Annotated in this window: 14 protein-coding genes; 5 read left to right on the forward strand and 9 right to left on the reverse strand. The window is 58.8% G+C overall.

From position 1 onward, the window contains the following. The first annotated feature begins 221 nt into the window (after window positions 1–221). From I41_RS17625 to I41_RS17640, 4 genes are all read left to right on the forward strand, one after another. A complete protein-coding gene (locus tag I41_RS17625; protein WP_168206980.1) occupies window positions 222–1,580 on the forward strand; it encodes a reverse transcriptase domain-containing protein in 1,359 nt (452 codons plus the stop codon). A 2,746-nt stretch (window positions 1,581–4,326) separates the two neighbouring features. Further along, a complete protein-coding gene (locus I41_RS17630; protein WP_145434218.1) occupies window positions 4,327–4,650 on the forward strand; it encodes a hypothetical protein in 324 nt (107 codons plus the stop codon). 663 nt (window positions 4,651–5,313) lie between these two features. After that, entirely contained in the window at window positions 5,314–5,589 is a 276-nt protein-coding gene (locus I41_RS28655) for a GH3 family domain-containing protein (RefSeq protein ID WP_210420985.1), read from the forward strand. A 158-nt stretch (window positions 5,590–5,747) separates the two neighbouring features. Continuing rightward, entirely contained in the window at window positions 5,748–6,074 is a 327-nt protein-coding gene (locus I41_RS17640) for a hypothetical protein (protein ID WP_145434219.1), read from the forward strand. Window positions 6,075–6,543: 469 nt separating this feature from the next. Here the strand turns inward: I41_RS17640 and I41_RS17645 are convergent, their stop codons facing one another. Beyond that, entirely contained in the window at window positions 6,544–7,038 is a 495-nt protein-coding gene (locus tag I41_RS17645; protein WP_145434220.1) for a hypothetical protein, read from the reverse strand. Between the two features lie 139 nt (window positions 7,039–7,177). Here I41_RS17645 and I41_RS17650 point away from each other — a divergent pair, with 139 nt between their 5' ends. After that, complete coding sequence (locus I41_RS17650; protein WP_145434221.1) at window positions 7,178–7,384, forward strand: hypothetical protein; 207 nt, start codon at window positions 7,178–7,180, stop codon at window positions 7,382–7,384. A gap of 433 nt (window positions 7,385–7,817) precedes the next feature. Here I41_RS17650 and I41_RS17655 read toward each other — a convergent pair whose 3' ends face one another. The 8 genes from I41_RS17655 to I41_RS17690 all read right to left on the reverse strand — a co-directional run bounded on the left by I41_RS17655 (window position 7,818) and on the right by I41_RS17690 (window position 12,367). Next, window positions 7,818–8,231, reverse strand: a complete 414-nt coding sequence (locus tag I41_RS17655) for a hypothetical protein (RefSeq protein ID WP_145434222.1) — start codon at window positions 8,229–8,231, stop codon at window positions 7,818–7,820. Window positions 8,232–8,277: 46 nt separating this feature from the next. Next, window positions 8,278–8,703 carry a hypothetical protein gene (locus tag I41_RS17660; protein WP_145434223.1) on the reverse strand — a complete coding sequence of 142 codons (426 nt, stop codon included), beginning with the start codon at window positions 8,701–8,703 and terminating at the stop codon, window positions 8,278–8,280. Then, window positions 8,703–8,894 (reverse strand): hypothetical protein, encoded by a 192-nt coding sequence (locus I41_RS17665; RefSeq protein ID WP_145434224.1) that lies wholly within the window; start codon window positions 8,892–8,894, stop codon window positions 8,703–8,705. The genes I41_RS17660 and I41_RS17665 overlap by 1 nt, the downstream gene beginning before the upstream one ends. A gap of 322 nt (window positions 8,895–9,216) precedes the next feature. Further along, window positions 9,217–9,666 carry a hypothetical protein gene (locus I41_RS17670; protein WP_145434225.1) on the reverse strand — a complete coding sequence of 150 codons (450 nt, stop codon included), beginning with the start codon at window positions 9,664–9,666 and terminating at the stop codon, window positions 9,217–9,219. Between the two features lie 212 nt (window positions 9,667–9,878). Beyond that, window positions 9,879–10,688 carry a hypothetical protein gene (locus tag I41_RS17675; protein WP_145434226.1) on the reverse strand — a complete coding sequence of 270 codons (810 nt, stop codon included), beginning with the start codon at window positions 10,686–10,688 and terminating at the stop codon, window positions 9,879–9,881. Between the two features lie 71 nt (window positions 10,689–10,759). Continuing rightward, a complete protein-coding gene (locus tag I41_RS17680; protein ID WP_145434227.1) occupies window positions 10,760–11,188 on the reverse strand; it encodes a hypothetical protein in 429 nt (142 codons plus the stop codon). A 449-nt stretch (window positions 11,189–11,637) separates the two neighbouring features. Further along, window positions 11,638–11,853, reverse strand: coding sequence for a hypothetical protein (locus tag I41_RS17685; protein WP_145434228.1), 216 nt, complete (start codon window positions 11,851–11,853; stop codon window positions 11,638–11,640). A 37-nt stretch (window positions 11,854–11,890) separates the two neighbouring features. After that, a complete protein-coding gene (locus I41_RS17690; RefSeq protein WP_145434229.1) occupies window positions 11,891–12,367 on the reverse strand; it encodes a hypothetical protein in 477 nt (158 codons plus the stop codon). Between the last annotated feature and the right edge of the window lie 149 nt (window positions 12,368–12,516).

The raw sequence follows: 12,516 nt of genomic DNA on the forward strand, positions 1-12,516 counted from the left end.
TGATGTCGGACCTGCGCCCTTTAGGGGGCGGGGGGCCGATGACAACCGCCGTGCCCGCCGTGCAGCCCTTCGGCAGGACCGTGGGGAGAGGCCGCTTAGGCGGTCTCACCTCCCACTGGCCGCAAGGGTGGCTGCGCCTACCCACCACGCGTTTTCCATCATTTGGGCGCAGACCTCGCTTGTCGGGTCTGCGCCCAAACCTTTTTTCGTTCAGAGGCCTCATGTCCATCCACTATTCATTCCGAAAGGTCACCGCCCATACAGGGTCGGCCCGCAACTTCCTCGAGCGTTATTGCCTGGCGGCGATCGCCAATCGCGGCCGCTTGGGGCGACTGGACCCGGAGTTCAGCGCGGCACTCATGACGTACATCGCTGATGAACGAAATCTGCGGCTGGCACTGGAGCACGTCGAACAAGCCGGCGGCCCGTCCGTAGGGGTCGACGGCCTGCGGGCGCGGGACCTCAGCCGTCAGGAACAGTGGGAACTCATTCGCCAGACGAGCCAGCAGCTGCTGGCCGGCACGTATCGCCGCGGAGAGCTCCTGCCGAAGCAGGTCCCCAAGCGTCCGGGCAGTACGCAGACGCGTACGATCCACTTGCAGACGCTCACTGACCGGATGGTCGCGCGCGGCGTCGTCCAGATCGTGCAGCCGCTGCTCAACGAGAAGGCCGACCGCCTGTCGTTTTGTCGCTTCGGCCGCGGCCCGCAGCTGGCCATCGCCAAAGCGTCGCAGTTACTTGCCCAGGAGCATCGCACTACCTGGATCGTTGAGGATCTTGCCAACGCGTTTGATAACGTCCCGCAGGCCCGACTCGGTCAGATCCTCAGGAGCCAGCTTCCCAACGAGGAGGTTTGCGAGCTGGCGTTGCAGATGGTCAACGCGCCGTCTCGCCGCGGGATCCTGCAAGGTTCGGCCCTGTCGCCGCTGCTGCTTAACGTCTACCTCGACCACGTCATCCACCTCCCCTGGCAACGGCGGTTTCCCGAGGTGCCGCTCTTGCGCTACGTCGACGATCTGCTCATCGCGGCCCGTCCCGAAGATGCCGCGCCCGAGCTCTACGCCGAGCTCCGTCGGTTGGCGGTGGCGGCAGGCTTCGCGCTCAAGCGGGGCGAAGCGCAGGCGGTGAGCGACCTGTCGCGGCACGAGGCGACTTGGTTGGGCTACGCTGTTGGTCTGAACGAGGGTGGCGTCTCGCTTCGCGTCCGCAGTTTCGACGCGTGCGACCCGGCGGAGTTAGCCGCCAACCGTGCACAGCTCTTGGCGGCGTTTGTGCGACTGCATGCGCGGCCTCACAGTTGGCAATACGTCCCCGCCGTGCTCCAAGGCAAGCTGGAACGCCTGGCACCGACGTTTCCGCATGTTGACGTCCGCTCGATCTCTCAGCGGCTCGTCGCCGCCGCGGAGGCCGCCGGGTTCGACGTGCTGGGGGGCGCTGAAGCGCAAGTGCAGCAGTGGGAGTCCGCCTACCGGCGTTACCAACAGATGGCCGAGCGGATCGACCTACGGCTGGCCGACGTCGCGCCGCAGGCCATGACGACTGGGCCGGATGAGTGGGGGCCGGACGACGTCCCCTTCTGAGCGAAGCATGCTCGAAGCTGCCCCCCAGCGTCCCTCGCGGCGGCGGCGTCGCGGGTGGCCGCGCAGCATGCGCCTTGGAACGTCTGGCGGCAAAGGAAGCCCCCGCCGTGCGATCGAGTGCAGCGCTCGGCCAGGCATGCACAAACGCAAGGACGAGGTCAAACGACGCGCGTCGAGCGGCGCTAGCCAGTGACAAATTTGGCGAAACGGCGGCAAACGGGGCGACTCATGCGAGCTGGCTGGAACGCCTCTCGATCGCACTCCCTTGGGCGGCTAACGGTGCTCGACGTTTGAGGCGTGAGTGGTCCACAGCAATGATTGACCAAGGTTGCGCCTGAATCGGTCGCATTGCGTAATCGCGGTCAGCCCAGAGTCACAGCAAAGCAGCCCAGCTTATCACAAACGCGCTGAAGGAGTGGATTTGAGGTACCTGTGCCAGCAAAACACCCGCAAAACGCTATTATGCTATTGTTTTTGCCATGAAGAGACCTGTTGCGCACTTTCGCATCGGAGAAGTGGACCTCAACAGCGATTTGGCGGAGGTTTTGGGTGGGGTTTACGGTGAGTTTACGAAGGGTTCTGGGTCGGTTCTAGACCCCCTACCTCGCGTGCGAATCGAAAATCCTCGGGAGAAACGGCCCTCGCTGGATCGCCCGCGTACGCCCGCGGGGCCGGCGCGCACGCTCAAGATTCGCATGCCAGACGAAGCGACGATGGCGGGTCCTCATCCGAAAAAGTCGCGCAGAGAGATTGACTCGATAAGCCCTTTTTTGGTGCAGGCAGCGGCCTGCACTGTTCAAACCGAGCCTTCGGAACGCACTCGCGCGTGGTTTAACGCCGTCGAACAGCAGTGGACAATCGTCAGCTTGCTAGCAGTTAGCGTGCTGATTGACCACTCGTTCCAACTGCACCATCGCCGCGCAATCGATCCAGCGTCGAGATGACAGATGAAGGCTGGCGCGCTGCTCGGCGGCGGCTGTTGGAGTGCCGACGGTAAGCATGTCAGCGTGCGTTCGGCGTTGTCAGCGACCTGTTCGATTCGGGTGAGCGTTTCGCACGGTGCTGCGTTCGTACAAGCTTATTGAAGGCGACAGCGGCGGCGGCATTTACAACGAGCGCAGCGAAGTCTCAGGGGTCGACTGGGGCTATAATGGCAGCCGCCAAGGCTCGGGGGCAGGTCAGTCGTCCGTTCATCAACATCGTCACTGGGGCCATCGCGCGTAATAAGCAGCAGCGACAAACGCCTTAGCCACAGCCTGTCGTGCGGCCTTGTAGCGCAGCCGTCCTCAACATTGTCGTTTTGCCTGGTGATCGGCTTCGTTGATCAGCCACCACGTTCTTGGCAGCCATTCAGCGGGCCAAGATGTTTAAGTCTGTTGCTGGCTTCATACGCGCAGCCAAGACATTGCGCTGACTCATATAAATGGGCTCAGCAGCGGCTCTGACTTGCACTGGGATTTGCGCCCAGCGGTCTGCTCGCTGCGGACAGCCGCGCAGGCCTGCAACGCGTCAGCGTCGTTGTTAGGGCCATCAGCGGTCATATCTTCTTTCTGCCGCCTTTGCCGGGACGGGGGTCTGACCCCCCGGCACGGCTAGTGGGTCCCCTTTAGGGGATAGGTTTTTACTGAAACTATGAGGTTTTAACGGACAATTGAATATAAGCTCGCTATTTAGTCTAATGGGCTGAACTCAAGGAGGACTGCCCGATGGCCAAAGATTTCATCACTCGATTTAAGATTACCGGGGTTGCCCATAACCCCGAGCATTAAGCTGCTCGCTATGTACTGAGCGCCGTGTTAGCGGCTAATTCTATTGAAGGTTCAGACGTCGCTGCAGCTTAGTCGACAGCGCCGAAAATTGATCGTCGTCGCGTTCAGCTTTGCCCGCTGCGCGAAGTGAGTTGGTCGCCGGCGACCCCTTCGGTGGCATTCTCTGCCGCCAGGGCTGGTGCTATTGGCGTGAGCACGCTGTCCATCTTGGAGCGAGCAAACAGCGTCGCCCACTCTCACTCTTGCTCATGGCGACGATTCAACCAAGCGCAAAGACCTCAGCGCGCGTTGCCGCAGCCGGTCCGATCTGCGACGCACCAAACAGCGAAGCCAGCGTGTTGCTCGACGACCGAATCCGCTCCGCGCAGTGGTGACAATTATCACGCATTAGCAATCCGGACATTCTGTCCGGCACTCCCCGCTACGCCGCTCGGCGCGTCGGAAGTTGCTCTTTCTCTCCGCTGCGCTGATACCGGCGACGAGCAAGTTTGCAAGTTCCGCGTGACGCTGGTTGGGCGTTGGTGCACAACGACGCGCAGTTTGGGTCTAATGAACTGCCGCAGCGCTCGATCGACTACTAGAGCCCGCAATCAGCGACCCTCACGCCATCCGACTCTCCGCAGAGAGCTTGCTGGATCTGATGCGTGGGATTGGCTTGTGGATTGCGCCGTCATCATCTCCACGGGTTCAACTCTTGCCGGCAGCGTCGAAGGCAGACCATGGTGCGGTGTGCTATGGGGCGGTGCGTGCTTTCTGATTGCAATCGCGGCGGGCTTGTCTTTATCGCCTTAACGCCCGCTCAGTCCTTACCGGACTAATTGAGCCGCCGCCGAATTGCGGCAGTGATTGAGGTTTTCGCTGCGGCGTCGCCCCCATTGGTCGAAATGCGTTGCAGCGGCGAGTAAATAAAAAGCTCGCGAGTTTAGAGTTCGCTCACTAAATGGTTCTCCAAGGGGTTAAGGACTAGAATCGGGCGCATGAGTTGGGCAGACGCATTCCTCGCAATTGGGGCAGTGACGATATTCTTCGCCGCCCTCCTCGCGATAGTTTGGTGCATTGCGATCGCAGCGATTCGGCAGCGATTCACGCTGAAGTTGCTCCTCGTCATGCTGACCGCGGTTTGTGTCTTAGCGGGCTTCCAATCCATGGGCCGCGAAGCCGCCCGCCGGCAATCGATCAAGTCGATTGAGATGCAACGAGCGTTCTACCTGGAGCACCGAAGCGAGTTCAATCCGCAGCAATACGATCAACTAACGCAGGAACTCGATGCTGACGCTGCTCGCCTCGGATTTGGCAAATAACCCCCGCCGCCTGCCGGCAACTTGTCGCCACCCCTCCCGGCAGAGGGGTGATGGACTTCCAACCCGGCACCGTCTTAGGTTACTTCCCTGCAACGGGTTCAAGTTGATCGGCGTCCATTGATCAACGGTTTGGCTACCACCCGCACTGAAATCTCGTGAAGGTTCACCCGCGCATCACCGCCGGAATCTTGTTGCTCGCCACTAAAGCGAGCGGACCAAGGCGGCATTGTTCGTGATGACGCTCCCCTACTCGGACGCCGTCTTCATTCAGGCGTGCCCCCGACCGAATCAGCTCAGCGCATTGGTGACAATTATCTCGCGTTAGCAGTCCGGACATGATGTCCGGCGCTCCCCGCGACGCGATTGGCGGGTCGGCAGTCGCTCTCCGCTGGGACTAGAGTAATTACTCGGCGACGGCGATTGCGGCGTCGGGGGCAGCGACGGCGTCGGAGCAGACGGGTAATGCGGCACTGGTGCGCTGGGTGTGAGCAATCCCTCGATCATGAGTTGCCGCTGATTGCTGCGGGCGACGTGCCAAGTCTTCCCGGTCATCGCGTCGACCACATAGCAACCGTGGCGGTTGGGCGAGCCGTAGGCCGCTGCTTGGAAGCGGCCGACCAACCCGTCCGCGGATGCTGGCGGAGAATTTGCTGACTGCTGGCTGTGCCGTCAATCGTCGCTCGTTCTCCAGATATTGCCTCGTGCCGTTACGCGACGTTGTTCTACCTTCTGCGAGATCATCGCCTCAGTTTGATCTCAGTTTGGAGCCCAACGTTTCTGACGGAGCTGAAGAGGTTTCTCTGGGCGAATTGGGAACAGCTCTGCCCCGACGTTGAGCTGGGCAGAATGTCATCGTCGGCGTACCGCAGACTTCAGAGTCACGCAGGGCGGCCGGGAGTTGCAAAAACGGTTACCAGCGACCACCCGCCTAGGCCGTAAAAAACTTTCCTAGCAATACGCTGCTAAGACGGTACCTGGCCATGATGATGGACGAGCCGTGCCCGCCTCGTCCGGCGCGGCTGGCTAACTTTGGCGAGTGATACAATCGATTACCATGCCCCGCCCCCGGTTCACCCTCCGCGTCGCCAAGTAGTCTTATGCAGTCATCGGGCCGCCCCCTCGGCTGGAGAGCGAAGCTCAGAGAGCCGAGCATCCTGCCACGCTTCAATCTCCGAGTCGCCCTGGTCACCACGGCTCTCGTTGCGGTCGTCACCTGGCAAGGCGGCATCGTCATTTCACGCCGGCAAGCTCTCACGCGAGTCGACCGCTATGTACGAGGAGGTGAATTAGCGAATCCCCTTCGCTTGCTTATGGGCGACGAGAAGGTCGCGTGGATCTACTTGCACCCGGAGGCCGCGGACGCTGAACTAGCGAAATACGCGAGTTTGTTTCCGGAAGCGACCGTCCAGCGGCGAGAACGTTGAACTCGCACTCTATTTGGGGCTAAGGTGGAGCCTCTACTCTGGCGGACTCCATGCAGCTAAAACGATCGCACGCCTGCGCCATTGCAGCCGCCGTCCGGCTGGCACGGCCGCTAACGAGTGAATAGGTTCCCACCCGGGAGCTCTGCACTGTATTCCCAGCAAGGCAGCTTTACTTACATCGTCAATGTCTTGCGCGAGTTATGCATCGCGGGCGTTGTCGTTCGGGACGAAAGCGCCCCGGGGCAAGTACGCGCTGGCGCGTCCGGCGGCTCAGGTGGATTGGCTGCAGATTGTTGAGAAGCTCGATGGGCCGCCCAGTCAGCCGATGCCAACAGAATTCAGCCAGTTACCGGCGGCCACTGCAAAGGCGGTTGAAGCTGCGGTGGCCTCTGGAGTGGGCGAGTTGTGCCGGCGGCTCGCTGCGGTAATCCCTTCGACCTTCCGGGCGGCGAGGGCGGCGTGACGGCACCTAGTTTTCCAGATGGCGTCTATTGTACTCGACGAGATCAACGGCCTCTGGGAAGTGCTCGCGAAATGTCCATTCAAGGGCTTCGTCGCGACATAAAAGAAGCACCAAGGCAGTGTCAAAGCACACAATCTCAATCTCGGCTTGCGGATGCTGAATCGTCGGGTTGGCGACCCAGAACTGCGGATTGCCGTCCGCATATGGATAGACTTGTAGATTGTCTACATCTAGCACAGCGTCCGACGGGAATCCCGAGAACACGCCCCAGTCCACCAGACGATGGACGCTTTTCGCGAACGCGTCGAATTGCGTCCCGGTCAGCCACGTGGCGTCACCGTCGGCAGAATGGATTGCGTCAGGACCGAAATACGAAGTGTGCTGGCCACCTGTCACAAGCCAACTGAACTGGTTCAGCCTCCCGCCAAACGCATCGTAAACGACGCCTATGTCGGTGTAATACGGCATCCTTGCGCATGGGCCTTCGAGCAATGTCGCCATAAATTGCACTCTACCGACCCCGCGTGGCGACTGCAAACTTCCCGTTTCCTGCCTCCGATTTGGGCTTCAGCGGCGCTTTGGCCGCAAGATGTGCAATTGGCGAGCGTAGGTTTCTTGCGGCGCTGGTAAAGTCGTTTGCATGAGCCACAACAAGAGCAAACGCCAACTCAGCCATATCGGTCGCAACAACCGCAGCGTCTGGATCCAGCCTGCGTATCTGGTTACCGCGAAGAACGGCATTCGCATCGTCGCCACCGCGGCCGCGGAGACGAGGGCGGAAGCCTTACAGATCGCCGAGGCCTTTGCTCTGGAGCACAAGGGGGACCAGATCATCGACCAAACCTAGATGATGGCTCGCTGCTCGTGGCGGCTAACTCCTAGCCCCCAGCCTCCCGGCCGGGATCAGGCTTGGGGCGGTCCGGATACAGCAATTTCCGCACAATGATCTGGTCGGAAACGGCCACGACCACCAACACGCAGAAGGCAATAATTGTCCACAGACCCGGACCGGGCCAAAGCCACGACAGCCCGAAAACGACTAAGGCCGTTTGTTCCAATCGCTTCAATGCGAAATAAACGTCCCCTCGTCTCATGCCCCACATTCTAACCGCCGCCGCGGAACCTTCCTACAGAATCACCGCCATCCCCAGCAGCCCAGCCACGACCGTCGTGGCGATGAGCGCTGAGCGGAGCGTGAAGCGTCCAATTCGCAGGGCAGCGACGCTAGCGAGTGCGAAGATGAGCGCGCTTTTGCGACAAAGATGCTTTTCTTGGCTTCCTTAATAAATACTCCGCGTTTGCAATTCTAGCGAGTCGAGGTCGTTGAATGTCGCGTAGCCTCCTCCGCGATCGTCGTCCCGAGTAACGCAATACCAGATGTCAGTGACCCCTATATCCCGCAATTGACTCGTGAGGCGGTAGAATCGCTCCTTGGCTTGCTGCAGAGTTAGGGGGATGCCGTGATAAGAATATGACGTCCGTCCCTCGCTCACAAGCGTGATAAACGCCTCGCCGTCAACTCGTGGCCAAAACCAATTATCGCCCAGGCCGCTTATTTCGACGCCTTCGGTTTCGAGGCGGTGAATTTCCTTGATCAGCCATTGCCTTCGCCATTGTGCGTACCCAAAGACAAGTGACGTTACGAGCATCGCTAGAAGCAAAGTCGCTATTGTGAACCGCTTAGGGAGATTCATGGCGACTTCTCTCTGCCTCAGCGAAAGCGTCGGTAGAGCTAACAGTTTAGTATGTAACGACGGCGACGCCGAGCAATGCAGCAACGACGCTCACACAAATCAATGCTGAGAGAATCGAAAACTGGCGTCGAGCGCGGAGAACGCCGACGGCTAAAAGAGCTGAAACAAGCGAGGGGAACCATAGGGGCGAATGGTATCCATACCCATCGTGACCGAAAAGAGGTTCGCCATTTGATGGTGGGGTGATTGATGGTTCTGACATCTTCGGGATGAACGCCCAACTCGTTTCCGCTGTTAGAGGTGAGCTGCGCACGTCCCACCAGACGAATCCCCGATTGACATCAATTACGACGTTCCAAGTTGTCGCGTAATAGCCCATCTGGCTCTTCAGGCCCATCCACCACAATGCCAGACACCCGACGCTCGCCGCAAGGCACAGCGCAGCCAACGTGTAGCGGATGTATTTCAGCATCACAGCCCCACCGCCATCCACAGCAGTCCAGCTACGACGGTCGTGGCGAGGATCGCTGAGCGGAGCGTGAAGCGGCGGCCGAATCTCAGGGCACCGACGCTGGCAAGGGCGAAAATGAGGGCCGGATACCAATGCGGAAAGTAGATGCCGCTGGGTCGATACGGACCGAATTGATGACGACGCCTAGACATGTAGTTTCGATGTGACCGAAGCATATCATCCGTTTGCGGAAGTCGATGCCAGTGACGGTAAGGCCTCGGCCCTAACGAGTCGAAGACAACGATGCGTCCGTGATACGATTGGATACTCAGGTGACCCGTCGAATTCACATGGTCTGGTCCGATGTACCTATCGCTTACCCTCATGCTCCGCCACCACAACGCCAGACACGCGACGCTCGCCGCGAAGCAGAACGTCGCGAGGGTGTAGCGGATAGACTTGGCCATTGCGGCAGTATAGCAACACCCCAATGGGAGCCGTCGTGGCGGATCGATCCTAGGGCATTCCTAAAGGCTAAAGCGTTAGTGGCATGGCCAGCAACGCGGCGACGACGGCGAAGACGATTAGCGCCGAGCGAATCGAGAACTGGCGACGGAAGCGGATCACTCCGACGCCAGCGAGGGCGAAGATAAGGGATGCGTACCAAGCTGGGAAGAAGTAGCCGCCGCGATTATCGGGGCCGAAAAGCGGCCACTCTAATCTCCGGTCAACTATCCCCTCAGGCGAGGGTCGTGAATCAGCAAACCAGCCAACAACGTACTCGTCCCACATCATGAGTTTCGGTGCGAAGTAAGCATGGAGTTGACCATTGAAAAGTTGTCCGTGATACGCACCGCCCTCGGAGTTGTAGCTAACCATGAAGTCTCTCGACTTGTCCGAGACGCTCCATCCCCACAATGCCAACCAGCCGAAGCTCGCCACGAAGCAGAACGTCGCCAAGGCGTAGCGGATCAATTTGCCCATAGCGTTGAGTTATATCATAACCGCCATGCAAAGCAGCGCGGCGACTACGCCCGCCCATGTCAAGGCTGCGCGAATTGAGAAGTTTCGGCACCGATTAACGTCGCAACTTGGGCGAGCGTATCATGAATCGTGCCGCGTGAACTAACGGTCCAATCAACCGCGGCCGTTGGTCCACCCAATATGGATTGGAACTAGTCACTGACGGCGACGTTCTATTCTTTCGGAAGGTTTCCTGCGAGGGCATCTTCAAGCAACTCATGTAGCTGTTTGTCGTCCCAAGCGTCATGCGCACGTTGGGACACGATTTTAGCCTCATCGATATTCCCATTCTTGACCAAAATTGCCACTGTCGTGGCCGCTCTGCGACGGAATGTTCTTTCAACGCTGGCGACGAAACTTCGACTGGGTCGGCCGTCTCGCTTTTCGGCCTGCTGCACGAACTTCATCGTGTGCTTGAAGCGATCAATTTCGCCGTTAATGGCGTTTTCGCCGCCGAGATACTCGCCGCAGATATCGAAGCGTCCTGCGTCAATCAACGCAGGTTGCGCCAAGTGGTAAACTTTCTTAGCATGTTTGTCGTTCTTGTCTCTTAGTTCTAAGAACAGCTCGGCAATTGCCTTTTCTTCTTCGAGCTTTTTGCTCATTGCCTTGAAGTCAGCGAACGCATCCCAGGCCTGCTGCGGGTGTTCGCTTTCGAGAACTCGCTTTCGCGCCTTATCGCGAGCTTCGCTAAACTTCACAAGAGCTGGCGGGTAAATAGCGCCAAGCTCATACCAGTATGCAAGTGCGAAGGATCGGCGTACCGACCCCTGGCTGCGATTATACTTTACGGCGTTATCGTGATACCAAAGATACTTCGCCAAAGCATCCTCGCTCCTCCCGGCTGAGGCGTCCGTTCTTGCTTCTTGTAAAATTTGGGACGGCGATGGATTCTCCGGCGGCTGCCATTCAGCCTTGCCGACGGAGGATGCGATAAGTGTTGCAGCAACCGCAATGACGCGGCACGCATCGGCCTTTTTCATAAACGAACTCGGTGGTAAAAGCGGACATACTTGAGCATCGCCACATTTTAGCCGCCGCCGCGAAGATTCGCCTACAACGCCACTACAATCCCCAGCAAGAAAGCGACGACGCTTACACAGATAAACGCCGACCGAATCGAGAACTGTCGGCGTAAGCGGAGAGCGCCGACGCCAGCGAGGGCGAAGATGAGGGCGGCGAAAATGAGCGGAGCGGAGACAATTCGGGGGTTACTTTGTTTCGATATTTCCTGCTCAATATCAAAATCCTCGTTCGGACGACCGCTTATGTGGCTCCATTCGGAAGATACTTCCATTGGTTGGTTATCTACAGCGAAATAGATTCGCCCGAACTCCAGTCCGATCATAACGTCGCAATTGGTGGCGTTATTCGGTGCCATCAGTAATTCAGTGACACCGATACTTCTAAACCACAACGCCAGACAAGCAACGCTCGCCGCGAAGCAAACGGACGCCAGGGCGTAGCGGACATACTTGGCCATTGCGGCAGTATAGCAAAACCCCAATGGGGGCCGTTGTGGCGGATCGATCCTAGGGCATTCCTAAAGGCTAAAGCACCACCGGCATAGCCAGCAATGCGGCGACGACGGAACAAAACCTTTGGCAATGCTACCAACGCTGCCTCGGTCGCCGGACGCTGCGCGAAGCCTTCGCCGTCATCGGTGGAGACGTTGCTGGAATCCATGCCCGTCACTTTACCCGCTGTTGCCGAGGGCGGGACGAAAACGACGCCTACGACGCTAACGCTGACTGACGCACGCCCAAACGATCAAACCTAGGAACGCGGCTCCGACGGACATGGCAAGAATACTTCCAAAGCTCGGAGCCACGCATGTTTCGACCGCACCGCTAGCCGTTAAGGCAGCAGCCATAAGGAAACTGCCTATCGGACCAGGGCCAACGCCGCAGCTATTTCTCCTCATCTCTCGGCTCAACGATCGGGCATAGGCCATGCATCGATGCTACTGCCGACGACTTTACGGGCCTGTTCCTTAGTGACGTGACCTTTCAGGTATGCATGCCGGCAGGCTTCCTTGTCCACTTCTTGGCGCGCGTGTTCAAGCCAGACGCAGCAGCCCAATAGAACAGCAATCGCCGTAGTGACGATAAACAGCCTTGTCAAACCCATAGCGTGGCGGTCGATCATCCATTACCCACATGTTAGCCGCTGGCGTGGCAGCTTCCTACAACACCGCCGGCATAGCCAGCAATGCGGCGACGACGGCGAAGGCGATTAGCGCCGAGCGAATCGAGAACTGGCGACGGAAGCGGAGGACGCCGACGCCAGCGAGGGCGAAGGCGAGGGCGGGATACCAGTGAGGAAAGTGAATGCCGACTTCATCAACGCCGAACATGCTAGGCGGTCCGTCATTCACTTCCAATGCGACGCTATCTACTGAGAATTCCCATGTCATTGCCGGTAGCATTGATTCGTCGATTATTAGATAGACTGTACCTGTAATGGAACCGTAAACGAATTCATAACCTCCAGGACGGCTTGGCGAGATGAGGAGGTCAGAAAACCAATAACTCCGCCACCACAACGCCAAACAGCCTACGCTCGCCGCGAAGCAGAACGTCGCCAGGGCGTAGCGAAGGGAGGTGAGCATGCCGCCAGTATAGCGGCACTGTTGCAAGCTCCAACGGAACCCGAACTTCATGTCCGAGGATCACTATCGCTTTTCGCCTCGACCGCGCTGAGCAGCGGTGTCTCTCCCAGGAGTTGTTTCACCCGTCGCGCCGCCGCCAGCTCGGCCACTACCCGGACCGGTCCGAATTGGGACTTCGGTCTGCTCGTCTTTACCAACAG

This window comes from Lacipirellula limnantheis (assembly GCF_007746075.1).
Classification (GTDB): Bacteria; Planctomycetota; Planctomycetia; order Pirellulales; family Lacipirellulaceae; genus Lacipirellula; species Lacipirellula limnantheis.

Bases quoted from the DNA above. Each gene is read 5' to 3' on its own strand.
- I41_RS17685 (WP_145434228.1), bottom strand. From the start codon at position 11,853: ATGATCGACCGCCACGCTATGGGTTTGACAAGGCTGTTTATCGTCACT.
- I41_RS17680 (WP_145434227.1), bottom strand. From the start codon at position 11,188: ATGGCCAAGTATGTCCGCTACGCCCTGGCGTCCGTTTGCTTCGCGGCG.
- I41_RS17655 (WP_145434222.1), bottom strand. From the start codon at position 8,231: ATGAATCTCCCTAAGCGGTTCACAATAGCGACTTTGCTTCTAGCGATG.
- I41_RS17690 (WP_145434229.1), bottom strand. From the start codon at position 12,367: ATGAAGTTCGGGTTCCGTTGGAGCTTGCAACAGTGCCGCTATACTGGC.
- I41_RS17650 (WP_145434221.1), top strand. From the start codon at position 7,178: ATGAGCCACAACAAGAGCAAACGCCAACTCAGCCATATCGGTCGCAAC.
- I41_RS17675 (WP_145434226.1), bottom strand. From the start codon at position 10,688: ATGAAAAAGGCCGATGCGTGCCGCGTCATTGCGGTTGCTGCAACACTT.
- I41_RS17645 (WP_145434220.1), bottom strand. From the start codon at position 7,038: ATGGCGACATTGCTCGAAGGCCCATGCGCAAGGATGCCGTATTACACC.
- I41_RS17660 (WP_145434223.1), bottom strand. From the start codon at position 8,703: ATGCTGAAATACATCCGCTACACGTTGGCTGCGCTGTGCCTTGCGGCG.
- I41_RS17630 (WP_145434218.1), top strand. From the start codon at position 4,327: ATGAGTTGGGCAGACGCATTCCTCGCAATTGGGGCAGTGACGATATTC.
- I41_RS17625 (WP_168206980.1), top strand. From the start codon at position 222: ATGTCCATCCACTATTCATTCCGAAAGGTCACCGCCCATACAGGGTCG.
- I41_RS17640 (WP_145434219.1), top strand. From the start codon at position 5,748: ATGCAGTCATCGGGCCGCCCCCTCGGCTGGAGAGCGAAGCTCAGAGAG.
- I41_RS17670 (WP_145434225.1), bottom strand. From the start codon at position 9,666: ATGGGCAAATTGATCCGCTACGCCTTGGCGACGTTCTGCTTCGTGGCG.
- I41_RS17665 (WP_145434224.1), bottom strand. From the start codon at position 8,894: ATGTCTAGGCGTCGTCATCAATTCGGTCCGTATCGACCCAGCGGCATC.